The following is a 24,209-nucleotide window of genomic DNA, read 5'->3' as shown; positions in this document are numbered from 1 at the left end:
GTAGACCGTTGACGGTGACGTAGCGTCATCGCGTATGCTCGGTTGCAGTTCGAGCGCGCGGGGGCGCGCGGCAAGACGAGAGACGAGCGTGCGGCGGCCGTGTTCGCGGAGGTCGCAGAGGAGCATCCATGACCGATCGGAACTACCTGACTATCGGCGAGTTGGCGCGGCGCGTCGGCGTGACGGTGCGCACCATCCAGTACTACGACCAGCAGGGCCTGCTGTCGCCGTCGGCGAAGGGCCCGCAGAACCAGCGTCTGTACACCGACGACAACGTGAAAGACCTGTATCGCATTCTGACCTTGAAGTACCTCGGGCTGTCGCTGGCCCAGATCAAATCCGATGCAGCTCTTTACCGGGAATCGGCCGCGTTGCAGGAGCTGGCCGGCGAGCAGATGGACGCCATCGAGGAGCAGTTCCAATCGCTGTTCAAGCGTATGACCACGCTGCGCTCCCTGCACGACGAATCGCTTGCCGAGTCGTCCGTGAACTGGGAAGCCATGGCAGACACCATCGAGCGCTGCCAGGGCGAGAGCCAGTTCTTCTGGCGCCTCACCTGCATCCGCGACGACGCGCCGGCCGCCGAGGAGGCCGTCGAGGAGCAGGTGGCGCGCGGCGAGTCCGTGTCGAAGTGGCACGAGCTGATCGCCGACACCATCCGCCTCATGCCCGCCGGCGAGCCCGTGGACAGCGAGCGCAACCGCGAGCTGGCCAAACGCTACCTCGACCTGGACATGGAGCAGGACACGGCGCGCACCGAGCAGAACTTCATCCTCATGGAGAACATCGCCCCGCACGCGGGCGGCGACGGATCGTTCGACGAGCTGCGCCAAGCGGTGTTCGACCACCTGGAGGCCATCGTCGCCTCGTACCGTTCCCACCCCGATCCGGCCGACTAAGCCGCGATCTCGGCGCCGTGCGGGCGCCGCAAACCTCATCTCTCCTCCCTCCCTTTGCGGCTCCCGCACGGCACGTCATACCCTCGTTCGGCTTCAGCAACCACGGCAGCGCCGCCGACCAAGGCCTGCCGCACCGAAGAAAGGATACGCCCATGCTCGTGTCGTGGATGACGACGAACAAGTGCAACCTCAAATGCGTTCACTGCTACCAGGACGCCGAGGAGGCCACCGACCGGGAGCTCTCGACCGACGAGGGCAAGAAGATGATCGACGAGATCGCCCGCGCCGGCTTCAAGGTGGTGATCTTCTCGGGGGGCGAGCCGCTCATGCGCCCCGACATCTACGAGCTCGTGGCGCATGCGGCGCACGCCGGGCTGCGTCCCGTGTTCGGCTCGAACGGCACGCTCATCACGCCCGAGGTCGCGCTGCGGCTGAAAGAGGCCGGGGCCTGCGCCATGGGCATCTCGGTGGACAGCCTCGACGCGGCCAAGCACGACCGCTTCCGCGGGCTCGAGCACGCCTACGATCTCACGATGGCGGGCATCGAGGCCTGCAAGCAGGCCGGCCTGCCGTTCCAGCTGCACACCACCGTGGTGGATTGGAACCGCGACGAGGTGTGCGCCATCACCGACTTCGCCGTCGAGATCGGCGCGATGGCCCACTACGTGTTCTTCCTCATCCCCGTGGGCCGCGGCAAGTTCATCCAGGAGACGTCGCTCGAAGTGCTGGAGAACGAGAAGTTGCTGAACGACATCATGCGCAAGGCGGCCGAGGTGCCGATCGACGTGAAGCCCACGTGCGCGCCCCAGTTCACGCGCGTGGCGAAGCAGCTCGGCGTGGACACGCGCTTCGAGCGCGGCTGCCTGGCGGGCCTCACGTACTGCGTCATCGGCAGCGAGGGCATCGTGCGTCCCTGCGCCTACATGACCGAGGAGGCGGGCGACGTGCGCGCACAGCCCTTCGACGAGATCTGGAAGACGAGCCCCGTGTTCGAGAAGCTGCGCACCCAGGCGTATTCCGGTTCGTGCGGCACGTGCGACTACGCGCAAGGCTGCGGCGGCTGCCGCGCCCGCGCCGCCTACTACCACGAAGGCGACATCCTCGCCCAGGACGACTACTGCGCGCACGGCAACGCATTGGTACGCGCGTAAGCGCCGTCTGACCACCGCTATCGAAAGGACCCTCCCATGACCATCATCTCCCAACGCATCGTGCCCACCGCCGTCGCCGCTTCCCTCGCCGCGACGATGATCCTCGCCGGCTGCTCGACCTCCCAGCCCGAAACGGGCGGCGCTGCGAGCGCCCCGCAGGCGGAGGCCGGGCAGTCCCCGCAGGCCGGCGCGGTCACGTTCACCGACGACACGGGCGCCGAGGTGACCGTGGAGAACCCGCAGCGCGTGGTGGCGTGCATGGGCAGCTTCGCCAGCATGTGGGAGCTTGCGGGCGGCACGCTCGTGGGCGCCTCCGACGACGCGTTCACGCTGTCCGGCTACGACCTCGTATCCCCGAACGTGCAGAAGGTGGGCGACTTCGCCAGCCCGAACCTCGAGTCCATCATCGCGCTCGAACCCGACTTCGTCATCATGACGAGCGGGTCGGGCGGCCGCGGCGGCGACTCGAACCAAGCCGACCTCAAGGCGGCGCTCGCCGCGTCGGACATCCCGGTGGCGTGCTTCCAGGTGACGACGTTCGAGGACTACGAGCGCATGCTGCGCACCTGCTGCGACATCACGGGCCGCGACGACCTGTACGAGCAGAACGCGCAGGCCACGGCGGACCGCATCGACGCGATCACGGCCCAGGTGCCCGCGGGCGAGGCGCCGACGGCCCTCGTGCTGACCACGTACTCGGGCGGCACCCGCGTGCAGGCGTCCTCCACGATGACGGGCGCCATGCTGGCCGACCTCGGCGTGAAGAACCTGGCCGACGAGAACCCCAGCCTGCTCAAGGACTTCAGCCTGGAATCGATCATCGAGATGAACCCCGACTTCATCTTCGTGGTGCCCATGGGCAACGACGACGCGGCTGCCATGAAGGCGCTCGAAGACCAGACGGCGGCGAACCCCGCCTGGGCGACCCTCGATGCGGTGCAGAACGGGCGCTACGTCGCGCTCGACCCGCACCTGTTCCAGTACAAGCCGAACGAGCGTTGGGACGAGAGCTACCAGGTGCTGTTCGACGCCCTGTACGCGTAGGCGGAAGGCCGTCCGGTGACTTCGTTCAACCGTGAGAAAGCCGCGCCGCTCGCCATCGTCGTCTCCGCCGCCGTCCTCGTGGGCGTGACGGCGGCGGCGTTCCTCGTGGGCTCGTCGTCGGTGAGCCTGGGCGATCTCGTCGCCTGGGCGACCGGCGGCGACGTGAGCTCTTCGGCGAAGAGCATCCTCGTGAACGTGCGCCTGCCGCGCGTGCTGGCGGCGCTGCTGGCGGGAGGGGCGCTGGCCGTGGCGGGCGCCATTATCCAGGCCGTTCTGGACAACCCGCTGGCCAGCCCCAACATCATCGGCATCAACTCGGGCGCCGGGCTGTTCGTGCTGATCGCGGCCAGCGTGTTCCCCAGCGCGCTGTGGCTGCCGCCGCTCGCGGCGTTCCTCGGGGCGCTTGTCACAGCACTCATCATCTTCGGCATCTCGCTGGGCGTCAGCACGTCGAGGCTCACCGTGGTGCTGGCCGGCATCGCCATCACGTCGGTGTTCGGCGCGGGCATGAACACCATCCTCATCGTGAACCCCGACGCCTACGTCGGCTCGTCGGCGTTCCTCGTGGGAGGCCTGGCCGGCGTGCTCATGGACGACCTGCTGTGGCCGGCGGCCTACATCGTGGCAGGCCTGGCCGCAGCGCTGCTCTGCGCGGGCAAGCTCAACATCATGGCGCTCGGCGACGACACGGCGCACGCGCTCGGCATGAACGTGGGCGCGTGCCGCCTCGCCATGCTCGGCCTCGCCGCCGTGCTGGCGGGCGCCGCCGTGAGCTTCGCGGGGCTGCTCGGGTTCGTGGGGCTCATCATCCCTCATCTCGTGCGGTTCTTCGTCGGACACGACAACCGCTTGGTGATGCCGCTGTCGGCCGTGGCGGGCGCGGCGTTCGTCGTCGTGTGCGACCTGCTGTCGCGCGTGCTGTTCGCGCCGTACGAGGTGCCGGTGGGCATCCTCATGGCGTTCCTCGGCGGCCCCTTCTTCATCTACCTCATCATGAAGAACAGGAGGGGTTCCCTTGACTAGCGCCGACATCGCAGGCGAGCGGAGCGCGTGCCCTGTCATCCTGAGCGGAACGCGATGCGCGGAGTCGAAGGATCCCGTGCGGTGCCAGTCCGTTCCCGCCATCGAGGTGTGCAACGTGTCGTTCTCCTACGGCAAGGAGCCGTTCATCGAAGGGCTGAGCGCCGCGTTCCCCCACGGCGCGGTGACGAGCGTCGTGGGGCCGAACGGCTGCGGGAAGTCCACGATGATCAAGCTCGTCGACGGGCTCTTGCGCCCGCAGGCGGGGGAGGTGCGCATCGGCGGCGCGGCCACCCTCTCGCTGAAAGCCAAGGAGCGCGCGCGGCGCGTGGCCGTGCTGGCCCAGGCCAGCCGCCCGCCGGCGATGACGGTGGAGGCGCTCGTGGCGTGCGGGCGCTACCCGTACCAGGCGCGCCAGGGGAGGCTCTCGCGCGAGGATCGCGAGCAGGTGGAGCGCGCGCTCGAGCTGGCCGGCATCGCGCGGTTCCGCGGCTGCGAGCTGCGCCGGCTGTCGGGCGGCGAGCGCCAGCGCGCGTTCATCGCCATGACGCTGGCGCAGGACACCGACCTCATCGTGCTCGACGAGCCCACCACCTACCTCGATATCCGCGCCTGCCACGAGACGATGGAGCTCGTGCGCCGCTTGAACAAGGAGGCGGAGAAGACCATCGTCATGGTCATCCACGACCTCGACCTGGCGCTGCGCTACTCCGACCGCCTGCTCGTCATGGAGCGCGGTCGCGCCACCGCGGCCGGGACGGTGGCGGACGTGCTCGGGACCGGCGCCATCGAGCGCGCCTTCGGCGTGAGCATCCGCCCGCACGTCGCTCCCGAGGGCACGGCGTACACGCTGTTCCCCGCGTGAGCGCAGGGCCTCCCGTTGCGTCTTCTTTGGCGAGCCCCGGCATCCTTCGACTCCGGCGGCTTCGCCGCCTGCGCTTAGGATGACCGGGGCCTCGCTTGCATGCGGCGCGGTGGGGCGTCCTACCGCGCCGGCATCTCGAAGCCGGCCAGCGCCTCGTTCACGTAGCCGTTGAACGCCCGCATGGCCTCGAAGCTTTCCCGCAGGGCGCGCCGGCAGGCCTCGTCGTCGGCTGCCGTGGCATCGTCGAGGTGCTGCTCGATCGACCAGCACTTGCACTTCAGGTATGCCGCGGCCGGGCTTTCCGGGTCGTAGCCCTTCGGCACGTTCTTGAGCGGCATGCCGAGGAACTGGAAGCGCTCGGCGAACGCGGGCGCTTCCACGAGGGCGAGAAACGCCCGCGGGTCGGCCGCGATCCGGTCGCGCACCAGGCGCGTGGCGTCCTTGAAGTGCGGCGCGAATAGGCCGCCGCCGGCGAACGACCCGCCCGGCGCGAGGTGGAGGTAGTACCCCACGGGGACGGGCGCGCGCCCGGCGGGGGAGATGTGCGCGCGAAACGAGGGGTTGTACGGCGACTTGTCGTCGCTGAACCGCGTGTCGCGGTTGATGCGGAACACGAGGCTCTTGGGGTCGAGCGCCGCCAGCTCCGGCTCCGTTTCGGCGAGGTCGTCGATGCAGCCCTGCACGAGTGCCAGGAAGGCCGTCTGAGCCTGCTTCTTCCGCTTCTCGTTGGCGTGCATCCAGTCGAGGGAGTTGTTTTCGCGCAGGTCGGCCAAGAACTCCAGCATGCACGCGTTCGCGCTAGACATGGGCGGCCCCCTCGCCCGCGTTCGTCACCGCGGCGAAGCTCGCCGTGCCCATGCAGGCCTCCAGCAGCTGCTTCGCGCGCGGGGTGGGGCGGTAGGCCGGCAGCTGGTCGAACAGGCTGGCGTAGCCGTCCAGCTCGTCCATCGCGTCGACGAAGGCGTCCTGCGCGCGCTCCTCCTCGGAGAGCTCGAGGTATTCCAGGTTGCTCGGCGCCAGCCGGTGCGTCGCGATGGCGAAGTCCACGCGGCGCGCGCACGAGCACGTCTCCGACCCGCCGTGCTGGCAGTACGCGCCCAGGAACTCGGCCACGGTCTTGCGGGCGCGCGACAGGCGCTGGCGGTACGCCTCGGGCGTGATGCCCAGCACGTCGGCCGCCGTGCGGCTGTCCACCTTGAACATGGTGCCCAGCACGTAGGCGCAGCGGCTGTCGGCGTCGAGGCACTGCAGCATCACGTTCGTACACGACAGCTTCAACTCGCGGGCCAGCATGCCGCGATCCACGCCCTCGGACAGGTCGGGCACGTCGTGCGCGCGCTCGTCGACGATGTCGGCCCCGTACATCTCGAAGCTGAAGGGGGCGTGCGCGAACTGGTGCGTGCGGCAGTCCTTGAGGTGGTTCACGGCGATGCGGTACACCCAGGTGGAAAACGCGCTTTCCTTACGGAACGTCGAGAGGCGGGTCATGATCTTGACCGCGATCTCCTGGGTGGCGTCCTCGGCGTCGTGGACGGTGCCCAAGAACCTCAGCGCGAGGTTGAACACGAGGCCGCTCGTGGAGGCAAGCAGCTCTTCGAGCGCCTGGCTATCGCCTGCGATAGCCTTGTCCACCAGGTCGAACGTGGGTTGGTCGGGAGTTCCAGATTGCATGTATCCGCCTTTCGTCGGGGAAGGAGCGCCTGCGCGTTCCTCGTACACCTTGTTAGACGGCCGTATGCCGGAAGTGTGACGGAAGACGTGGGAAAAACAAGGCGAGCGGGCCGGTAAGCCGGGTTCTGTCGTTGGACGACCATTTATCTCGAACGCCTGTCGCCAGACGCCTCAAGCACGCAACCCGAACGTACGGCGGGCAACCGTGTCGCGTTCCTATTTGCGCTTGCTCCAGATGGGGTTTTCCAAGCCGCGCCGTTGCCGACGCGCTGGTGCGCTCTTACCGCACCGTTTCAGCTTTTCTCCCGCCGCCGAAGCGCCGGGGGAGTCTTCTTTTCTGTGGCACTGTCCGTCGGGTCGCCCCGCCCAGCCGTTAGCTGGCATCTTGCCCTGTGGAGCCCGGACTTTCCTCACACCGAAGTGCGCGATCGTCTGGCCCGCTCGCGTATGGTATTCTAGCAAACCGAACACCTTGCAGGCACGAGAAAGCACAGGATCGCATGGATACCATCATCACCTTCCGCATGGCCTCGCGCGACGACGCGCCGGACATCCTGCGGCTCACGCGCGGGCTCGCCGCGTTCATGGGCCGCGAAGCCGACGTGACCGCCACGGCCGAGGACCTCGCGCGCACCATGTTCGACGAGGGGGCGGGCGAGGCGCTGCTGGCGGTGCACGCCGACGACGGGGTGGTGGGGTGCGCGGTCTTCTTCACCACGTTCTCCACGTGGAACGGGCTGCGCAACCTCTACCTCGAGGACCTGTTCGTCGACGAGGCGCACCGCGCGGGCGGCGTCGGCCGCGCGCTCATGCGCCGTCTGGCCGCGCTCGCCGAGGAGCGGGGCTGCGGGAAGCTGTCGTGGCATTGCCGCGACACGAACCCGTCGGGCCTCGCGTTCTACGAGCGCCTCGGCGCCGCGCGCATCGACGCGCTTATCGTTCACCGGCTAGAAGGCGAGGCCCTTGCGGCCTGCGCGAAGGAGGTTCGTTCATGACGACGTGCGCGCTCGTGGGAGCGGTCGATTTCAACGCGGAGGATTTCCAGGCCCGTCAGGCGGCCGGGGAGTTCGACTTCGTCATCGCGGTGGACGCGGGCTTCGCCCACCTCGAGGCCATCGGCGCGGTGCCCGACATGGCCGTGGGCGACTTCGACTCGCTCGGCTACGTGCCGAAGTGCCGCCGCGTGTCGCGTCACCCCGTCAAGAAGGACAAGAGCGACATGGAGCTGGCCATCGAGAAGGCGCTGGCCTGGGATCACGACGAGCTGATCGTCTACGGCGCGTTGGGAGGGCGGCTCGACCACACGTTGGCGAACCTGCAGCTGTTCGCGAAGTTCTCGGAGCGCGACGCGTACGTGACGGCCATCGCCGACACCTACGCCGTGCGCCTGCTCACCGGCCCCGACGTGTTCGAGCTGCCGCCGCTGCCCGAGGGCACCGTGTCGGTGTTCTCGGCCAACGACACGGCGCGCGGCGTCATCGAGCGCGGCCTGGCGTACTCGATCGACGACGAGCCGCTGTCGAACCGCACCTCGCGCGGCCTGTCGAACGAGCTGACCGGCGAGGAGGCGACGGTAGCCGTCGAGGAGGGCACGCTGTACGTGTTCTACCCGCTGGCGTAACGCGCGGTCGCTGCGGGTGCGTCTGCAAGGCGCCGGCAGCAGGATGCCGGGCTGCGTTCCCGAGTTATGCACCCCTCTGGCACGGAAGGGCCCCGAAAAACGCCCGGTTCCCGAGTTATGCACCTTTTCGCGAACGTCTTCGGCGAAAGGGTGAGATGTTGCACGCTTCCCACCTGCTCTTTTGGAAACATGCGCGGAGGAGGCCATGCCCGAAGCCTCCCAAAAGCCTGCCGTGAGGGTGCATAACTCGGGAACTCGGCCTCGCGCCCCCTCGCGCCCCCTTGCACGCGCTCCACGCGCCCCTCCATCGCGCACGCCCTCGCGGCCCCTCGCCGATTGCGCTCCGCATCCGCACGCGCGTCGGGTATACTGCCCTCGTACCTTTTCATACCGGGGAGCTTGCAGCCGCATCGCGGCCGGGCAGGCTGAGAGGAAGCGCCGAATCACGCTTCGACCCGAGGAACCTGACATGGGTAATGCCAACGAAGGGAGTTCTATGACGCAGATCGATGCGGCGCGCGCGGGCACGGTCACCCGCGAAATGGCCATCGTGGCCGAGAAGGAAGGCCGCGACCCTGAGTTCATCCGCGAGGGCGTGGCGGCGGGACGCATCGCCATCCCCGCGAACGTCCACCATGCGAGCCTGTCGCCCGAGGGCGTGGGCGGCGGCCTGCGCACGAAGGTGAACGTGAACCTGGGCATCTCGGGCGACGTCGCCGACGAGGCCGAGGAGTGGAAGAAGGTGGACGTGGCGCTGGAGCTGGGCGCCGAGGCCATCATGGATCTGTCGAACACCGGCAAGACGCACGCGTTCCGCAGCGCGCTCATCGAGAAGTCGCCGGCGATGATCGGCACCGTGCCCCTGTACGACGCGATCGGCTACCTGGAGAAGCCGCTCGTAACCATCACGGTGGAGGACTTCCTCGACGTGGTGCGCGCGCACGCCGAGGACGGCGTGGACTTCGTCACCATCCACGCCGGCATGAACCGGCGCACCATCGAGTCGTTCCGCGAGACGGGCCGCCTCACGAACATCGTGAGCCGCGGCGGGTCGCTCATCTTCGCGTGGATGGAGGCCACCGGCAACGAGAACCCCTTCTACGAGTTCTACGACGAGGTGCTGGCCATCCTGCACGAGCACGACGTGACCATCAGCCTGGGCGACGCCATGCGGCCCGGCTCCACCTACGACGCGTCGGACGCGGGGCAGATCGCCGAGCTCATCGAGATCGGCAAGCTCACGAAGCGTGCATGGGATGCGGGCGTGCAGGTGATGGTGGAAGGGCCGGGGCACATGGCCCTCGACGAGATCGCCGCCAACATGAAGCTGGAGAAGCGCCTGTGCCACGACGCCCCCTTCTACGTGCTGGGGCCGCTCGTCACCGACATCGCGCCGGGCTACGACCACATCACGGCCGCCATCGGCGGCGCGGTGGCCGCGGCTTCGGGTGCCGACTTCCTGTGCTACGTCACGCCGGCCGAGCACCTGCGCCTGCCCGACGCCGCCGACGTGCGCGAGGGCCTCGTGGCCACGAAGATCGCCGCGCACGCGGCCGACATCGCGCGCGGGCTGCCCGGCGCGCGCGACCGAGACAACCGCATGAGCGACGCGCGCCGCCGCGTGGACTGGGAGGGCATGTTCGCTGAGGCGCTCGACCCCGTCAAGGCGCGCCGCTACTTCGAGAGTGCCCCGCCCTCGACCGACGGCACCTGCACCATGTGCGGCGAGATGTGCGCCATGCGCACGGTGAACAACATCATGGACGGCATCACGGTCGACCTCGGGAAGGAGTAACCTATGGAACCGTTCGCTTTGCAGCGCGCGCTCGACAACGTGCGCGCGACGGCGCCGCTCGTGCACAACATCACGAACTACGTGACGGTGAACGACTGCGCGAACGCGCTGTTGGCCATCGGCGCGAGCCCCATCATGAGCGACGAGCCTGCCGACGTGGAGGACATCGCGTCCATCTGCGGCGGCCTCACGCTCAACATCGGCACGCTGAACGAACGTTCCATCCAGGGCATGTTCGCGGCCGGCGAGCGCGCGAGCGAGCTGGGCCACCCCATCGTGCTCGACCCGGTGGGCGCGGGCGCATCGGCCTTGCGCACGCGCACGGCGGGCGACCTGCTGGACAAGCTGGCCGTGTCCGTCATCCGCGGCAACATGTCGGAGGTGAAGGCGCTCGCCGGCGGGTCGGCGGCCACGCGCGGCGTGGACGTGTGCCCCGACGATGCGGTGTGCGAGGACAACCTGGCGGCCGGCGCGGCGTTCGCGCGCGCCTTCGCGGCGAAGACGGGCGCGGTGGTGGCCATCACGGGCGCCATCGACATCGTGGCCGACGCCGAGCGCGCCTACGCCGTCCGCAACGGCAGCCCCCTCATGGGCCGCATCACGGGCGCCGGCTGCATGCTGTCGTGCGTGTGCACGGCGTTCGCGGTGGCGAACCCGGGCGCGACGCTCGACGCCATGGCCGCCGCCGTCGCCGGCATGGGGCTGGCGGGCCAGGTCGCCCAGAATCGCATGAGCGGCTACGACGGCAACGGGTCGTTCCGCACCTACCTGCTCGACGCGCTGTACAACCTCGACGGCGCCGCGCTCGAAGCGGGCGCGAAGGTGGAGCAGCTGGCGTAGCCGGCGGAAGCGAAGGGAGAGCCGATGTATCCACGGGAGAACCTGCGCCGCGCGATGGCGCTGTACGCGGTCACCGACCGCACGTGGCTGGGGGAGCGCACGCTGTCCGCCTGCGTCGAGGAGGCGCTGGCGGGCGGCGCGACGTTCCTGCAGCTGCGCGAGAAGGACGCGCCCCAGGCCGAGGTGGTGCTGCGGGCCCGCGCGCTGGCCCCGCTCGCCCGCGCGGCGGGCGTGCCGTTCGTCGTGAACGACGACGTGGAGGCCGCGGCGCGAGCGGGCGCCGATGGCGTGCACGTGGGCCAGGACGACGCCGCGTGCGCCGACGCGCGCGCGAAGCTCGGGCCGGACGCCATCGTGGGCGTGTCGGTGCAGACCGTGGAGCAGGCGCTGGCCGCCCAGGCCGCCGGGGCCGACTATCTGGGCGTGGGGGCCGTGTTCGGCACGCCGACGAAGCCGGACGCCGCCGACGTGGGAACGGACGGCTTGCGGGCCATCTGCGCGGCGGTCGACGTTCCCGTGGTGGCCATCGGCGGCCTGAACGAGCAGACTGTCCCCGCGCTCGCGGGCACGGGCGCCGACGGGGCGGCCGTGGTGTCGGCCATCTTCGCGGCCGACGATATCGAAGCCCGAACGCGCCGATTGCGCGCGGCGGTGCAGGCGGCGCTCGGCGCGTAGCCGCGCCGCCGCCCGAGGAAAGGACAACGACATGGAAGCAGTGCTCAGCATCGCCGGATCGGATTCCAGCGGCGGCGCGGGAATCCAGGCCGACATCAAGACCATCGCCGCGCATCGCCTGTTCGCCGAAACGGCCCTCACGGCCCTCACGGCTCAGAACACCCTCGGCGTGACCGGCGTGCTCGACGTCGACCCTGCGTTCGTGACGGCCCAGATCGATGCCGTGTTCGAGGACATCCGCCCCGCCGCCGTGAAGGTGGGCATGGTGTCGTCGGCCGCCATCATCGAGGCCATCGCCGACGCGCTCGAGCGCCACGGGGCGACCAACATCGTGGTCGACCCCGTCATGGTGGCCACGAGCGGCGCGCGCCTCATCAGCGAGGACGCCGTCGAGGCCCTGAAGGCGCGCCTGCTGCCGCTCGCGGACGTGGTCACGCCGAACATGCCCGAGGCGGAGGTGCTGTGCGGGTTCGCCGTGAACGACGACGCGTCCATGGAGCGCGCCGCCGACGAGCTGGCCGAGCGGGTGCGGGGCGCCGCGCTCGTGAAGGGCGGCCACGGCGTCGAGCGCGCCGACGACGTGCTGGTGTCCGCCGCGGACGCCCCGGCCTTCTGGCTGCGCGCCCCGCGCATCGACACCGAGAACACCCACGGCACGGGCTGCACGCTCTCGTCCGCCATCGCCTGCGGGCTCGCGCGGGGTCTGCCGATGGAGGCGGCGGTGCGCGCCGCGAAGGACTACGTCCACGGCGCCCTCGCTTCGGGCCTCGACCTGGGACGGGGCAACGGCCCCCTGGACCATATGTGGGAGCGCCGCGACTGAGCGTCGTTCGCCGGTGCGAGCGGGAGGGCAGGGGGTGGCATGCCGCATGGGACGCGATAAGGCTGTTCGCGCATACGGGGGAAGGGTGGCGGCGGGCGTGCTCGTCGCCTGCTTCGCGCTGGTCGCGGCTGTGGTGCTCGCGCAGGTTCTCCCGTTCGGCAACGCGCAGGAGACGCAGGTCGAGCCGGTCCGGTTCTCGATCGCGTCGGGCGACGAGGGCGCCTTGGACGCGAACCCGAACACGGTGGGCTCCATCGCGGTCGAGGGGCGTTTCGACTCCCCGTTGCGTGCCGGCGACCAGCTGTTCTTCTTCGTGGAGAACCTCGAGGTCCGGTTTCTTCTCAACGGATCCGAGGTCTACGCGTTCGGCGCGCCCGAAGACCACCCCGCGACGTTCTTCTCGTCGGGGTCGGGTTGGGGCCGCTTCGTCGTGCCGCGCGACGTGTCGGGCGACGACGTGTGGACCGTCGAGCTGTCGAATGCGTATTCGAACAACTACCTGCAGGCCTACCGGGACTTCTTCGACAGCGTGGTGGTGGGCGACAGCGGCGCCCTGGCCCGATCGGTGTTCTTCGAGCACTGGCTCCCCATCGTGGCGAGCCTGTTCATGCTCTTCGCCAGCATGCTGCTGCTGGCGGCGTCCCTCATGCTGACGATGCGCAGCATCGGGGTTCATGCGTCGGTGTTCTTTCTGGCGGGCTTCACCGTCAGCGTCGGCGTCATGTTCCTGCTGACCCCTCGGTTCAGCACGCTGCTCGTCGGCAACAGCGTGCTGGTCATGTTCCTGGAGATCGTCACGGCGATCGCCTCGCTCGTGTTCGCCGTGCTCTACCTCGGCTCCTTCATGGAGGGCAGGCCGCGATGCGTGAACGATGCGCTGCTGGCGGTCGTGGCCCTGTTCTCGCTCGCCTACGCGATCGCCCAGGCGGCGGGGCTCACGGACGCCTACGCGTTCCGAACGCCGCTGATGGTCCTCGTGGGCGCCTCGTCGGTGGTCGCGGCCCTGAACGTGGGGTACGCGATACGGACGTCGCACGGAGGCCCGATGGGCTTTCTCGTGGTGCCCGGCCTGCTCTTCCTCGGGTTTCTGGGCGCGGAGATAGCGAATTACCAGTTCGAGTTCTTCGAGGAGAAGGCCCTGCTGCTCTGCGGGCTCGCGCTGATACTGGTTTCCCAGTTCGTCCACGCCATCCGCTACATCGAGGCCGCGCTCCTGCAGGCGCGCCGGGTGATCGAGCTCGAGCAGGAGCTCACCCAGGGCAGGATATCCCTCATGCTGTCCCAGATCCAGCCGCACTTCCTCTTCAACTCGCTCGCCGTCATCAAGAGCCTGTGCCAGACGGATGCGAAACGGGCGGAGCGCGCGGTCGATTGCTTCTCCGAGTTCTTGCGCGGCGATCTGAACTCGTTGACGAACGCGGGGACCATCCCGTTCGAGCAGGAGCTTTCGCACGTGCGCAGCTACGTCGAGCTCGAGCGCATGCGATTCGGCGACAGGCTTCGCATCGTGTGGGATACGCCCGTCGTCGATTTCCGCGTGCCGCCGCTCACCGTCCAGCCTATCGTGGAGAACGCGGTTCGCCACGGCGTGATGGGGCAGCGGGAGGGCGGAACCGTGCGCATCGGCACGCGGGAGGAGGGTGCGGCGTATGTGATCACGGTGGAGGACGACGGGCTCGGGTTCGATCCCGACGCGGTGCCCCATGATGGACGTGCGCATGTGGGCATCGGCAACGTTCGCCTACGGCTTGAAGGCCAGTGCGGCGGACGCGTGGCGGTGACGAGCGTCGTCGGCAGCGGGACGGCGGTGGCGATGACGATTCCGAAACGGGGCGATGGATGAAATGCTTTGCAGTCGATGACGAGCCGATCGTGCTCGCGCTGCTCGAGAGGACCATTCGGGAAGCGGCACCCGGCTGCGAGGTGCGCTCGTTCGGAAGCGCTCGCGACGCGCTCGACGCCGCTGCGGCCGGCGAGCGTCCCGACGTGGCGTTCCTCGACATCGCGATGTTCGACATGACGGGGCTCGAGCTGGCGAAGGCGCTGCGAGAGCACGCTCCCGAAACGAAGGTCGTGTTCGTGACGGGCTACTCCGACTACGCTCTGGAAGCCTTCAACGTGCACGCGCGGGGCTACGTCCTCAAGCCGGTGACCGTGGAGAAGGTGCGGGTCGAGCTGGAGGGCATCGGGGAGCGGGAATTGCCGCGCGATCCGGTGCTGCGCGTGCAGACGTTCGGCCATTTCGACGTGTTCGCGAACGGGGAGCCGGTGCGCTTCTCGCACGCGAAAACCAAGGAGCTGTTCGCGTTCCTCGTGGACCGTCGGGGCTCGTCGGTGAACACGGGCGAGCTTTGCGCGACGCTGTGGGAGGATCGTCCGGACGGCCCGTCGGTGCGCAGCTACGCGCGCACGGTGGTCTCCGACCTGGCCCGCGCGCTGCGCGACGCGGGCGCCGAAGACGTGCTGGTCAAGCGGCGCAACAGCTTCTCGATCGACTGCGCGCTCGTCGACTGCGACCTGTACCGGTTCCTCGAGGGGGAGCGGGCGGCCGTGCGCTCCTACCGGGGCCAGTACATGGCCCAGTACAGCTGGGCGGAGCTGACCTTGGGGGAGCTGGAACGGCTTTCGTAGGTTTGCGGTTCCTTTGCGCTCGCTCCGCTACGATGTGCCTTCCCGATTGCGGGAGGACGCATCGTGCGGAAGGAAGCTTACGAAATCAATTCAGACGAAGTTCATCGCGCTCATACTGGGCTGCACGCTCCTGTGCGCCGCGGTGATCGGCGGTGCCGGCATCCTCAACGCGAACGGCGTGGTGGATGCCGATTCCTCCCGCATCATGAATCTGATGTGCGAGGAGAAGGCCGAGAGCATCGACGCGATCCTCTCGCGCATCGAGCAATCGGTCGAAACGCTGGCCCTGTACGCGACGGACGAGCTGGACGACGTCACGCGCTTGCGGACCGATCCCGCATACGTGGAGGACCTCACCGCGCGCATCCAGGCGGTGGCCGTGAACGCCGGGCGCAGCACCGACGGCTCCCTGGCGGTGTACGTGCGCTTCAACCCGGATCTCGCAGGGCCGACGGCGGGCCTGTTCTGGAGCAGGGCGACCCAGGACGGGAGCTTCCAGCCGCAGGCGCCCACCGACCTGTCTCGGTACGGCTCCGACGATCTCGAGCACGTCGGCTGGTACTACCTGCCGGTGCAGAGCGGCAAGCCGATCTGGCTCGCCCCGTACTTCAACAAAAACCTCGGCGTCGAGATGCTGTCGTACGTCATCCCCCTCTACGCGGACGGCGAGACGGTGGGCGTCGTGGGGATGGACGTGGATTTCAGCGTCATCGAGGACATGGTGACGAGCACCCACGTGTACGAGAGCGGCTACGCGTTCCTCACCGACGGGGAGGCGAACGTCATCTTCCATCGGGAGCTCCAGGAGGGCACGCCCATGGGCGATCTGGAGGAAAGCCTCGTTCCGGTTGCCGAGGAGCTGCAGCGTGGCGGGAACGGGTCGTACCTGTTCCCCTATACCTGGCGCGGCGTCGAGAAGCGCATGGCGCTGTGCAGCCTGAGCAACGGGATGAGGCTCGCCATCACGGCTCCGACGGCGGAGATCGATGCGGCCAAGAACAACCTGATCGCGCAAATCGTCTTCTTCACGACGGCGAACGCGGCGCTCTCGGTCGTCCTCGCCGTGGCGCTGTCGCGCAGGATCGTCAGGCCGTTGAAGGAGCTCAACGTGGCCGCCCGGCAGGTGGCGGAGGGCGATTTGTCCGTCGAGCTGTCCAGCAGGACGAACGACGAGGTGGGCACGCTGGCGCTGAGCTTCCAGCAGACGGTGAACCATCTGCGCACGTACATCGACTACATCAACGGGCTCGCCTACCGCGACGGTCTCACCGGGGTGAAGAACAAGACCGCCTACCAGGACGCCGTGAAGCGCCTCGAGGAGGCCATCAAGGCCGGGAAGCCGGAATTCGGGGTCATCGTGTTCGACATCAACGGGTTGAAGCAGGTGAACGACACGTTCGGGCACGATTTCGGCGATATGCTGATCATCGACGCCTGCAGGGTCATCTGCAAGGTGTTCAAGCGAAGCCCCGTGTACCGCATCGGGGGAGACGAGTTCACGGTGATCCTCGAGCATGCGGACTTGGAGCATTGCATCGATCTCCTCGAGGGGTTCGAGCGCGAGCTGGAGGAGAGCAACCGGTACGCTCATCCCGAGCGCAGGGTTTCGATCGCGCGGGGCATAGCCGTGTACGAAGAGCAGGTGGACCTCGCCTTCGTCGGCGTGTTCAAGCGCGCCGACGAGGCGATGTACCGCAACAAGGCCGCGATGAAGCGACGCGAGGACGGGGAAGGCGCCTGATGCGCGCCGCATCGGGCGGTTGCGCGCCTAGCGCTCGAACACGCACGTCCCGCCCATGAACGTGGCCAGCACCTTCGTCTTCTGGATGTCGTCGGCGTCGCACGCCAGCAGGTTGCGGTCGAGCACGGCGAGGTCGGCCAGCTTGCCCACCTCGAGCGTGCCCAGCTCGCGCCGGCGGCCCGCCGCCGCGGCGCTGCCCTGCGTGTAGGCGCGCAGGGCCTCCGCCATACGCACGCGCTCGTCGGGCAGCCACCCGCCCGCGGGCTCGTGGGTGTCGGGATCCCGGCGGCTCACGGCGCTGTACAGCACGTCCATCGAGTTCACGTCCACCACGGGCGAGTCCGTCCCGAACGCGAGCACCGTGGAGCGGTCGAGCAACGTGCGGAACGGCCACATGAAGCGGACGCGCTCGGGGCCGAGGTCGCGCTCGGGGCCGCCCGGGTCGAGCGTCATGTGCGGCGGCTGCACGGCGGCCACCACCTGCAGCTCGGCGAGGCGGTCGAGGTCTTCGGGCAGGAAGTTCTCAAGGTGTTCGAGGCAGTTGCGGCGCCCCTCGGGCAACGGACCGAACTTCGCGCGCGCCTCCTCGAAGATGTCGAGCGCGGCGTGGATGGCCGCGTCGCCGATGGTGTGGATGCGCACGGGATAGCCTTGCTCGGCGGCGGCCAGCACGTAGGAGCGCATGACGGCGGCGTCCACCGTGGGGCGGCCGCAGTCGCCTTCGACGCGCGCGTTCGCGTAGGGCTCGGTCACCCAGGCCGTGTGCTGGCTCGACACGCCGTCGAAGAACTGCTTGAAGCCGGGCGCTTGCAGGTACGGCCCCGTGTACCGCGCGCGCATCGTCTCGAAGCGGCACATGTCGTCGAGCAGCGTGGGGAAGAGGTGCACGCGCGCGGTCAGCTCGCCGCGCTCGAGCAGGGCGGCATGCACGTCGTCGCGGATGAAGTCGAGCCCCGGATGCGCCATGAGCGACATGTCGCACACGCTCGTCACGCCGTTCTCGGCCAGGCGGGCGAAGAACCCGCGGTACGCGGACGCCACCTCGTCGTCGGTGAACGATCCCATGATCTGCGGCATCAGCTCCATGGCGGCCGCTTCGCGCACGATGCCGGTCAGCTCGCCCGCTTCGTCGCGGTCGTACGTTCCGCCCGCGGGCGGGACGCTGTCGCGCGTGAGCCCCAGCTCGGCCAGCGCCGCGGAGTTGAGCCACAGCGTGTGGGCGTCGCCTGAGTACAGCGCCACGGGGCGGGTGGGGAAGGCCTTGTCGAGCGAGTGCTTCGAGGGCGGCACGGGCGGGTCCCAGCGGTACTCGCGCCATCCCTGCGCCAGCAGCCAGCCGCTCGGGCGCCGCTCGGCGAACGCCTGCATGCGCGCGACGCAGTCGGCCTCGTTCTCGCCGAGGAACATGGTGGCCAGCGGCGAGGCGTACACGGCCGAGTGGAAGAAGTGCAGGTGGGAATCGTGGAAGCCGGGAACCACGAGCGCGTCGCCGAAGTCGCGCACCTCAGGCGCGGGGCCGCCGGCGTTCGTCTCCCGCGCGAAGGCGCGCACGTCCTCGCGCGGCCCGACGGCCGCGATGCGGTCGTCGGCGATGGCGACGGCGGCGGGACGGGCCGTGCCGTCGGTGCCGGTGAACACGTTCCGGCTTTCGATGATCAGGTCGATGCGCATGATGCTCCCTTCCGATGCGGATGCAGGCTTACGGCAGTTCGAAGCGGTACTCGTCGCCGCAGATGGTTTGCTTGATCTTGCCCTCGCACACGAGGTGCACGAGGTGGGCCATCGTCTCGCCCATCGAGAAGAACTTCTGGTCGAGCGGCCATTCGTTCCAGTTCTCGTAGCGCCACTTCGCGTGCGACGATATGGACACGATGTCGTCGTGCCCGGCGGCCACGAGGTCGTAGAGCTCCTGCAGGCGCTCGCCGTGGTGCGCGATGAGGAACATGACGCGGTCGCGCAGCTCGGCGTAGGGGGTCCCGTGCGCGGGGAGCACGAGGTCGACGTCGTAGGAGTACATCTTCCCGAGGCTTTCCAGGAACTCCTCCAGGGCGTTGTAGGCGGGGAACCACGACGACACCGACGGCGTGATGCGCTCCAGCACGTGGTCGCCGATGATCATGAGCTTGCGGTCGGGCTCGTACAAGCAGATGTGCCACGGGTCGTGCCCCGGCGTCTCGATCACCTCGAACGTGAAGTTCCCGGCGCGCAGCACGTCGCCTTCGTGCAGGTAGATGAGGTCGGGCTTGCACGTCAACGGGAGCAGCTCGGCGGACACGTGCAACCGGTGCTTGCCCTTGCGGAACACGAGCCCGCTTTGCTGGGGCGTCGCCGCCTTCCGCAGCAGCGGGCCGAACACGTTCGCCTGCATCTCCATGAGGTTCTCCACTTCCTTGAACGAGTGGAGGTTCGCGTACACGCGCATGCCGTCGCGGTAGATGCGGTCGAGGTTGCCCGTGTGGTCGGGGTGCGAGTGCGTCAGCACGATCTCGACGCTGTCCCAGGTGCGCCCGAGGGCTTCGAGTGCCTTGTCGAGGGCCTCCTCGCACGCGGGGTGGTTGAAGCCCACGTCGATGATCGTGGTCGTCTCGTCGCCCAGGACGATGTAGGAGTTGAGCGCCTGCAGCGGGTTGTGGGGAAGCGGCACGCGCACGCGGTACAGGCCGGGGCAGATGAGGAGCGGCTCGCCGAACGGCAGCTCGACGGATGCGGCGGCTGTCGGGATGCGGGAGGTGCGGTCTTGTTCGTTCTCCATGGGGTTCCTTTTCTCTTCGTTCGCCGTCATTGTACGACAGCGTGCTGGGCGAAGGGGAGAAAGGCGTTGGCGGAGAGGGAGGAAACACAAAGAAAAAGGCCAGCGGATACATCCGCTGGCCTGTCATTTCTTGGTAGCTCCGACCGGATTCGAACCGGCGACCTCCGCCTTGAGAGGGCGGCGTCCTAAACCGCTAGACGACGGAGCCACATAGTGCGCTGTGCAGTATACCGCAAAAATGGCTGGGGTGGAAGGAGTCGAACCCTCACATACGGTACCAGAAACCGCTGTCCTGCCATTAGACGACACCCCATCGGCTAACCGATGTGCTCCTGCTGCTTTCGCAACAGTCGCAAGCGCGAGTTGGTATATTACGGGGTACGCGCCGCTTCGTCAAGCCTTATCGCCAAATTTTTCTGGAAAAATTGACGGATTCGATGGGAGGGCGGCGGATCGTCGTGCCGGTTTCTATAGTTTACCAGGTGCTATCGTCATCCAAACCGTCTTCGAAGCCCACGGTTACGTGCATGGCGTCGCAGAAAGGCTTGTTGCGCGACGCGCCGCAGCGGCAGAGCGCATAGCGGTTGCGCAGCTCGTACTCGACGCCGTCGACGCCGACGAGCGGGATGCCGCCGCGCACGTACAACGGCCCGCTCACGCCTTCCTCCGGGTCTTCGAGCAGGGCGATGGAGGGCTCGAACTCCGGCTCGTATATCGCGCCGGTCTCTGAGTCGACGTGCACGAGCCTTCCGGCGGGGCAGTCGGTGGATTCCTTGACGGCCTCTTGCTTCAGGCGCTCGTCGCCCGACAGCTCGGTGAGCGTCCATACGTCGCCGTCCTCGCGGTGGCAGAACCGGGCGAACGCGCAGCGGTTGTCGTCGTACAGCGTCACGCCGGGGCCGGGGAAGATGTCGGCGCGCTCCTCGAACGACGCGCGCGAGGCGGTTTCCGTGCCGTGGAAGTTCGCAGCCACGTGCGAGCCGTCGCAGAACGGCGGCGTGCTCGTCTGCCCGCAGCGGCACAGCGCGTACGTTTCCTGCAGCGGGAAGGTGAGCGCCGTGCGGTACTCGCGATGGCCGCCGACGGGCGTGATGACCTCCTGGGTCAGGGGGATGCCGCCGTGCACGAGATACGGCCCGTTGTGGGAGATCGTGATGCTCATGCGCTCGTCGGGGGCTTCGACGGCGGCTTCCGGCTGCGCCTGGGCGGTTGCGGAGGGTGGGGTCATGAAGTGCCTCGCTTTCCTGAGGTGGTCGTGGTGCGCGCATCTCAGTATAGGAAGCGAGCCCGCGCAGCGCAGCGCGGGCGGGAAGCCGTCACCGTGCGGTGGCGCGGCCGTCACCCAGCGGCGCGGTCGAGGTGCTCGTCGCGCCATCCTTCGACGAAGGCGCGCAGCGCGTCGGGCTCGTTCTCGATGCGCTCGTCGATGACGGCATCGAGCGTTTCTGCCAGCACCTGTCCGACGAGGGGGCCTTGCGGCACGCCGAGCGCGATGACGTCGCGCCCGTCGAGCGCCAGCTTCCCGAGCGAGAACGCCTCGTCGGCCGCCAGCACGTCGGCCAGGATGCGTTCGAGCTCGTCGGCGTCGGCCACGCGGCCGATGCACTGCGGCGCCTGCCCGCGCGCGTCCCCGCGCTTGAGGTCGCACAGCGCGGCGAACAGGTCGGTGTCGCCTCCGAGGCGCGTGCACGCGCGCTTCACGGCCTTCGGCGTGAGGTCGATCACGTCGTCGTGGCGTTCGACCAGCACGAGCACGCGCGTCATGAAGGCCGACGACAGCGCGAGGCGCTCCATGACGCCGCGCGCCAGCATGACGCTGATGGCGGCGTGCCCGTAGAAGTGCCCCGTGCCGTCCTCGTCGGTGAAGAACGCCGCCGGCTTGCCCATGTCGTGGAACAGCGCGGCCCAGCGGGCGAGCGGGTAGGGCGGGACGCCGTCCACCACGTGCGCCGTGTGCTCGAGCACGTCGTATATATGGTACGGCGTGCGCTGCTCGAATCCCTTCATGGCCACGAGCTCGGGCAGCACGGCCGCCAGCACGTCGACGGTGGCGACGAGCGCGCTTCCCGCGTGCGCCCCCAGCAGCAGGCGCTGCAGCTCGTGGGTGATGCGCTCGGTGGAGATGCGGGGGAGCAGCCCCTTGTTCGCCAGCATGCCTTCGAAGGTGGCCGGGTCGATGGCGAACCCCAGCTCCGCGGCGAACCGGCAGGCGCGCAGCATGCGCAGGGCGTCTTCCGAGAAGCGGCGCTCGGGGTCGCCCACGGCGCGGATCACGCGCGCTTCGAGGTCGGCGTGGCCGCCGTAGGGGTCGAACAGGCCGCGCGCGGGGTGGTAGGCCAGGGCGTTCATGGTGAAGTCGCGCCGTGCGAGATCCTCGGCGATGGTGCGCACGAAGGACACCTGCTTCGGGTGGCGCGCGTCGGCGTAGGCACCGTCGCTGCGAAACGTCGTGATCTCGAGCGCCTGCTCGTCCACGATCACCGTGAGCGTGCCGTGCGCCGTCCCCGTCTCGTGCGTGCGATGGCCCCGCGCCTCGAACACCCGCTGCACGTCCTGCCATGGCGCCAGCGTGGCGATGTCGATGTCGGCCGAGGGGCGGTCGAGCAGCGCGTCGCGCACGTAGCCGCCCACCACCCACGATTCGAAGCCGGCCGCCTCGAGCGCGTCGAGGGCCTCGAGGGCGTACGGCGGCAGGGGGATGGTGACGGTCGGGTCGAGGTCGGGCTCGTTCGGCATGGCGCATGCTCCTTTCGTTCGCTCCCTATACTAATATATGCACGCGTTCGCCGCCCCCGCGAAAACAGGACGGTCACGACATCGTCGGCTCAGCGGCACCTGCCGCCTTTCTTGCAGTGCGAAACGCCCGCAGAAAAAATTCTCGAGAAACTGGAAAATAGTTCTTGACGGCGGGGTGACGGGCGCGTAATATATCTCCTTGCGCTTCGGGTGGAACCGAAAGCGACGGGGCCCCGGGAGGGGCGCCGCAGAACCTTGAAAACCGGATACTGAGTAGCGAAAGAAGAACAAGCCAAGCAAACGATTCTTGCGAACGGAAACCCGGCCCGAGCGCGCATCCCCGAGAAGGGGGGCGGGCGAGGGCCGAAACCAAGATCGGACTTAGCGGGAAGCGATTCCCGCCTCTTAAACGGAGAGTTTGATCCTGGCTCAGGATGAACGCTGGCGGCGTGCCTAACACATGCAAGTCGAACGACGAAACCGCCCTCGGGCGGACATGAAGTGGCGAACGGGTGAGTAACACGTGACCAACCTGCCCCTTGCTCCGGGACAACCTTGGGAAACCGAGGCTAATACCGGATACTCCTCGCCCCCCTCCTGGGGGGCCCGGGAAAGCCCAGACGGCAAGGGATGGGGTCGCGGCCCATTAGGTAGACGGCGGGGTAACGGCCCACCGTGCCTGCGATGGGTAGCCGGGTTGAGAGACCGACCGGCCACATTGGGACTGAGATACGGCCCAGACTCCTACGGGAGGCAGCAGTGGGGAATTTTGCGCAATGGGGGAAACCCTGACGCAGCAACGCCGCGTGCGGGACGACGGCCTTCGGGTTGTAAACCGCTTTCAGCAGGGAAGAACAACGACGGTACCTGCAGAAGAAGCTCCGGCTAACTACGTGCCAGCAGCCGCGGTAATACGTAGGGAGCGAGCGTTATCCGGATTCATTGGGCGTAAAGAGCGCGTAGGCGGCCTTTCAAGCGGGATCTCTAATCCGAGGGCTCAACCCCCGGCCGGATCCCGAACTGGGAGGCTCGAGTTCGGTAGAGGCAGGCGGAATTCCCGGTGTAGCGGTGGAATGCGCAGATATCGGGAAGAACACCGATGGCGAAGGCAGCCTGCTGGGCCGAAACTGACGCTGAGGCGCGAAAGCTAGGGGAGCGAACAGGATTAGATACCCTGGTAGTCCTAGCCGTAAACGATGGATACTAGGTGTGGGGGGCAACGCCCTCCGTGCCGCAGCCAACGCATTAAGTATCCCGCCTGGGGAGTACGGCCGCAAGGCTAAAACTCAAAGGAATTGACGGGGGCCCGCACAAGCAGCGGAGCATGTGGCTTAATTCGAAGCAACGCGAAGAACCTTACCAGGGCTTGACATGCTGGTGAAGCCGGGGAAACCCGGTGGCCGAGAGGAGCCAGCGCAGGTGGTGCATGGCTGTCGTCAGCTCGTGTCGTGAGATGTTGGGTTAAGTCCCGCAACGAGCGCAACCCCTATCGCATGTTGCCAGCATTCAGTTGGGGACTCATGCGAGACTGCCGGCGTCAAGCCGGAGGAAGGTGGGGACGACGTCAAGTCATCATGCCCTTTATGCCCTGGGCTGCACACGTGCTACAATGGCCGGTACAACGGGCTGCGAACTCGCGAGAGTGAGCGAATCCCTCAAAGCCGGCCCCAGTTCGGATCGGAGGCTGCAACCCGCCTCCGTGAAGTCGGAGTTGCTAGTAATCGCGGATCAGCATGCCGCGGTGAATACGTTCCCGGGCCTTGTACACACCGCCCGTCACACCACCCGAGTCGTCTGCACCCGAAGCCGCCGGCCGAACCCGCAAGGGGCGGAGGCGTCGAAGGTGTGGAGGGTAAGGGGGGTGAAGTCGTAACAAGGTAGCCGTACCGGAAGGTGCGGCTGGATCACCTCCTTTCTAGGGAGACACTCATCGTGTCCGACGGGG

20 protein-coding genes, 2 tRNA genes, 1 rRNA gene, 1 other RNA gene and 1 riboswitch are annotated in these 24,209 nt (G+C 68.1%); of the genes, 15 read left to right on the top strand and 9 right to left on the bottom strand.

What is annotated here, in order from left to right; genetic code table 11:
• The first annotated feature begins 128 nt into the window (after window positions 1–128).
• From GS424_RS11805 to GS424_RS11785, 5 genes are all read left to right on the top strand, one after another.
• The gene (locus tag GS424_RS11805) at window positions 129–899 is read left to right on the top strand and encodes a MerR family transcriptional regulator (protein ID WP_160942818.1); all 771 of its coding nucleotides are present in this window, start codon (window positions 129–131) and stop codon (window positions 897–899) included.
• A gap of 152 nt (window positions 900–1,051) precedes the next feature.
• On the top strand, window positions 1,052–2,050 hold the full coding sequence (nirJ2, locus tag GS424_RS11800; RefSeq protein WP_160942819.1) for a putative heme d1 biosynthesis radical SAM protein NirJ2: 999 nt from the start codon (window positions 1,052–1,054) through the stop codon (window positions 2,048–2,050).
• A 36-nt stretch (window positions 2,051–2,086) separates the two neighbouring features.
• The gene (locus tag GS424_RS11795) at window positions 2,087–3,094 is read left to right on the top strand and encodes an ABC transporter substrate-binding protein (RefSeq protein ID WP_160942820.1); all 1,008 of its coding nucleotides are present in this window, start codon (window positions 2,087–2,089) and stop codon (window positions 3,092–3,094) included.
• A 15-nt stretch (window positions 3,095–3,109) separates the two neighbouring features.
• The gene (locus GS424_RS11790; RefSeq protein WP_160942821.1) at window positions 3,110–4,117 is read left to right on the top strand and encodes a FecCD family ABC transporter permease; all 1,008 of its coding nucleotides are present in this window, start codon (window positions 3,110–3,112) and stop codon (window positions 4,115–4,117) included.
• Window positions 4,110–4,979 carry an ABC transporter ATP-binding protein gene (locus GS424_RS11785; RefSeq protein WP_244977532.1) on the top strand — a complete coding sequence of 290 codons (870 nt, stop codon included), beginning with the start codon at window positions 4,110–4,112 and terminating at the stop codon, window positions 4,977–4,979. The genes GS424_RS11790 and GS424_RS11785 overlap by 8 nt, the downstream gene beginning before the upstream one ends.
• A 119-nt stretch (window positions 4,980–5,098) precedes the next feature.
• Here the strand turns inward: GS424_RS11785 and GS424_RS11780 are convergent, their stop codons facing one another.
• The 3 genes from GS424_RS11780 to rnpB all read right to left on the bottom strand — a co-directional run bounded on the left by GS424_RS11780 (window position 5,099) and on the right by rnpB (window position 7,094).
• Window positions 5,099–5,785 carry a DUF2461 domain-containing protein gene (locus GS424_RS11780; RefSeq protein ID WP_244977531.1) on the bottom strand — a complete coding sequence of 229 codons (687 nt, stop codon included), beginning with the start codon at window positions 5,783–5,785 and terminating at the stop codon, window positions 5,099–5,101.
• Window positions 5,778–6,650 carry an RNA polymerase sigma factor gene (locus GS424_RS11775; RefSeq protein WP_160942822.1) on the bottom strand — a complete coding sequence of 291 codons (873 nt, stop codon included), beginning with the start codon at window positions 6,648–6,650 and terminating at the stop codon, window positions 5,778–5,780. Before GS424_RS11775 ends, GS424_RS11780 begins: the two co-directional genes overlap by 8 nt.
• A gap of 98 nt (window positions 6,651–6,748) precedes the next feature.
• Window positions 6,749–7,094, bottom strand: an RNA gene (gene rnpB, locus GS424_RS11770) — RNase P RNA component class A.
• A gap of 56 nt (window positions 7,095–7,150) precedes the next feature.
• Between rnpB and GS424_RS11765 the strand changes: the two genes are divergently transcribed.
• The 9 genes from GS424_RS11765 (at window position 7,151) to GS424_RS11725 (ending at window position 16,776) form a co-directional block, all read left to right on the top strand.
• On the top strand, window positions 7,151–7,645 hold the full coding sequence (locus GS424_RS11765) for a GNAT family N-acetyltransferase (protein WP_160942823.1): 495 nt from the start codon (window positions 7,151–7,153) through the stop codon (window positions 7,643–7,645).
• Window positions 7,642–8,271: a thiamine diphosphokinase gene (locus GS424_RS11760; RefSeq protein WP_160942824.1), complete on the top strand. Its 630-nt coding sequence runs from the start codon at window positions 7,642–7,644 to the stop codon at window positions 8,269–8,271. The genes GS424_RS11765 and GS424_RS11760 overlap by 4 nt, the downstream gene beginning before the upstream one ends.
• 381 nt (window positions 8,272–8,652) lie before the next feature.
• Window positions 8,653–8,779: riboswitch (TPP riboswitch) on the top strand.
• Window positions 8,768–10,066, top strand: a complete 1,299-nt coding sequence (gene thiC, locus GS424_RS11755) for a phosphomethylpyrimidine synthase ThiC (protein WP_244977530.1) — start codon at window positions 8,768–8,770, stop codon at window positions 10,064–10,066. Its footprint overlaps the riboswitch before it by 12 nt.
• A 3-nt stretch (window positions 10,067–10,069) precedes the next feature.
• Window positions 10,070–10,906 (top strand): hydroxyethylthiazole kinase, encoded by an 837-nt coding sequence (gene thiM / locus GS424_RS11750; protein ID WP_160942826.1) that lies wholly within the window; start codon window positions 10,070–10,072, stop codon window positions 10,904–10,906.
• Between the two features lie 24 nt (window positions 10,907–10,930).
• Complete coding sequence (thiE, locus tag GS424_RS11745) at window positions 10,931–11,581, top strand: thiamine phosphate synthase (RefSeq protein ID WP_160942827.1); 651 nt, start codon at window positions 10,931–10,933, stop codon at window positions 11,579–11,581.
• 31 nt (window positions 11,582–11,612) lie between these two features.
• Window positions 11,613–12,404, top strand: a complete 792-nt coding sequence (thiD, locus tag GS424_RS11740; RefSeq protein ID WP_160942828.1) for a bifunctional hydroxymethylpyrimidine kinase/phosphomethylpyrimidine kinase — start codon at window positions 11,613–11,615, stop codon at window positions 12,402–12,404.
• A gap of 46 nt (window positions 12,405–12,450) precedes the next feature.
• The gene (locus GS424_RS11735) at window positions 12,451–14,247 is read left to right on the top strand and encodes a sensor histidine kinase (RefSeq protein WP_160942829.1); all 1,797 of its coding nucleotides are present in this window, start codon (window positions 12,451–12,453) and stop codon (window positions 14,245–14,247) included.
• Window positions 14,244–15,035 (top strand): response regulator, encoded by a 792-nt coding sequence (locus GS424_RS11730; RefSeq protein ID WP_160942830.1) that lies wholly within the window; start codon window positions 14,244–14,246, stop codon window positions 15,033–15,035. The genes GS424_RS11735 and GS424_RS11730 overlap by 4 nt, the downstream gene beginning before the upstream one ends.
• Before the next feature lie 46 nt (window positions 15,036–15,081).
• Window positions 15,082–16,776: a sensor domain-containing diguanylate cyclase gene (locus tag GS424_RS11725; RefSeq protein ID WP_160942831.1), complete on the top strand. Its 1,695-nt coding sequence runs from the start codon at window positions 15,082–15,084 to the stop codon at window positions 16,774–16,776.
• 27 nt (window positions 16,777–16,803) lie between these two features.
• Here the strand turns inward: GS424_RS11725 and GS424_RS11720 are convergent, their stop codons facing one another.
• The 6 genes from GS424_RS11720 to GS424_RS11695 all read right to left on the bottom strand — a co-directional run bounded on the left by GS424_RS11720 (window position 16,804) and on the right by GS424_RS11695 (window position 22,264).
• A complete protein-coding gene (locus tag GS424_RS11720) occupies window positions 16,804–18,447 on the bottom strand; it encodes an amidohydrolase (protein ID WP_160942832.1) in 1,644 nt (547 codons plus the stop codon).
• Window positions 18,448–18,475: 28 nt separating this feature from the next.
• The gene (locus tag GS424_RS11715) at window positions 18,476–19,528 is read right to left on the bottom strand and encodes an MBL fold metallo-hydrolase (RefSeq protein ID WP_160942833.1); all 1,053 of its coding nucleotides are present in this window, start codon (window positions 19,526–19,528) and stop codon (window positions 18,476–18,478) included.
• Window positions 19,529–19,659: 131 nt separating this feature from the next.
• A tRNA-Glu gene (locus GS424_RS11710) sits at window positions 19,660–19,736 on the bottom strand.
• A gap of 31 nt (window positions 19,737–19,767) precedes the next feature.
• Window positions 19,768–19,841, bottom strand: a tRNA-Gln gene (locus GS424_RS11705).
• 162 nt (window positions 19,842–20,003) lie between these two features.
• Complete coding sequence (locus GS424_RS11700) at window positions 20,004–20,756, bottom strand: CDGSH iron-sulfur domain-containing protein (RefSeq protein ID WP_154333889.1); 753 nt, start codon at window positions 20,754–20,756, stop codon at window positions 20,004–20,006.
• Window positions 20,757–20,866: 110 nt separating this feature from the next.
• A complete protein-coding gene (locus GS424_RS11695; RefSeq protein WP_160942834.1) occupies window positions 20,867–22,264 on the bottom strand; it encodes a CCA tRNA nucleotidyltransferase in 1,398 nt (465 codons plus the stop codon).
• A 406-nt stretch (window positions 22,265–22,670) separates the two neighbouring features.
• On the opposite strand from GS424_RS11695, the gene GS424_RS11690 reads away from it, so the two are divergent.
• Window positions 22,671–24,179 (top strand): 16S ribosomal RNA (locus tag GS424_RS11690).
• Window positions 24,180–24,209 lie beyond the last annotated feature (30 nt).

This window comes from Eggerthella guodeyinii (assembly GCF_009834925.2).
Taxonomy (GTDB): Bacteria; Actinomycetota; Coriobacteriia; order Coriobacteriales; family Eggerthellaceae; genus Eggerthella; species Eggerthella guodeyinii.
This window is presented reverse-complemented; position numbering and strand designations above follow the sequence as displayed.

What these genes read in the sequence shown, in the direction of transcription:
- GS424_RS11795 (WP_160942820.1), top strand. Translation starts at nt 2,087, where the DNA reads ATGACCATCATCTCCCAACGCATCGTGCCCACCGCCGTCGCCGCTTCC.
- GS424_RS11760 (WP_160942824.1), top strand. Translation starts at nt 7,642, where the DNA reads ATGACGACGTGCGCGCTCGTGGGAGCGGTCGATTTCAACGCGGAGGAT.
- GS424_RS11780 (WP_244977531.1), bottom strand. Translation starts at nt 5,785, where the DNA reads ATGTCTAGCGCGAACGCGTGCATGCTGGAGTTCTTGGCCGACCTGCGC.
- thiD (WP_160942828.1), top strand. Translation starts at nt 11,613, where the DNA reads ATGGAAGCAGTGCTCAGCATCGCCGGATCGGATTCCAGCGGCGGCGCG.
- thiC (WP_244977530.1), top strand. Translation starts at nt 8,768, where the DNA reads ATGACGCAGATCGATGCGGCGCGCGCGGGCACGGTCACCCGCGAAATG.
- GS424_RS11700 (WP_154333889.1), bottom strand. Translation starts at nt 20,756, where the DNA reads ATGACCCCACCCTCCGCAACCGCCCAGGCGCAGCCGGAAGCCGCCGTC.
- GS424_RS11730 (WP_160942830.1), top strand. Translation starts at nt 14,244, where the DNA reads ATGAAATGCTTTGCAGTCGATGACGAGCCGATCGTGCTCGCGCTGCTC.
- GS424_RS11735 (WP_160942829.1), top strand. Translation starts at nt 12,451, where the DNA reads ATGGGACGCGATAAGGCTGTTCGCGCATACGGGGGAAGGGTGGCGGCG.
- thiE (WP_160942827.1), top strand. Translation starts at nt 10,931, where the DNA reads ATGTATCCACGGGAGAACCTGCGCCGCGCGATGGCGCTGTACGCGGTC.
- GS424_RS11775 (WP_160942822.1), bottom strand. Translation starts at nt 6,650, where the DNA reads ATGCAATCTGGAACTCCCGACCAACCCACGTTCGACCTGGTGGACAAG.
- GS424_RS11805 (WP_160942818.1), top strand. Translation starts at nt 129, where the DNA reads ATGACCGATCGGAACTACCTGACTATCGGCGAGTTGGCGCGGCGCGTC.
- GS424_RS11695 (WP_160942834.1), bottom strand. Translation starts at nt 22,264, where the DNA reads ATGCCGAACGAGCCCGACCTCGACCCGACCGTCACCATCCCCCTGCCG.
- GS424_RS11720 (WP_160942832.1), bottom strand. Translation starts at nt 18,447, where the DNA reads ATGCGCATCGACCTGATCATCGAAAGCCGGAACGTGTTCACCGGCACC.
- nirJ2 (WP_160942819.1), top strand. Translation starts at nt 1,052, where the DNA reads ATGCTCGTGTCGTGGATGACGACGAACAAGTGCAACCTCAAATGCGTT.
- GS424_RS11715 (WP_160942833.1), bottom strand. Translation starts at nt 19,528, where the DNA reads ATGGAGAACGAACAAGACCGCACCTCCCGCATCCCGACAGCCGCCGCA.
- GS424_RS11765 (WP_160942823.1), top strand. Translation starts at nt 7,151, where the DNA reads ATGGATACCATCATCACCTTCCGCATGGCCTCGCGCGACGACGCGCCG.
- thiM (WP_160942826.1), top strand. Translation starts at nt 10,070, where the DNA reads ATGGAACCGTTCGCTTTGCAGCGCGCGCTCGACAACGTGCGCGCGACG.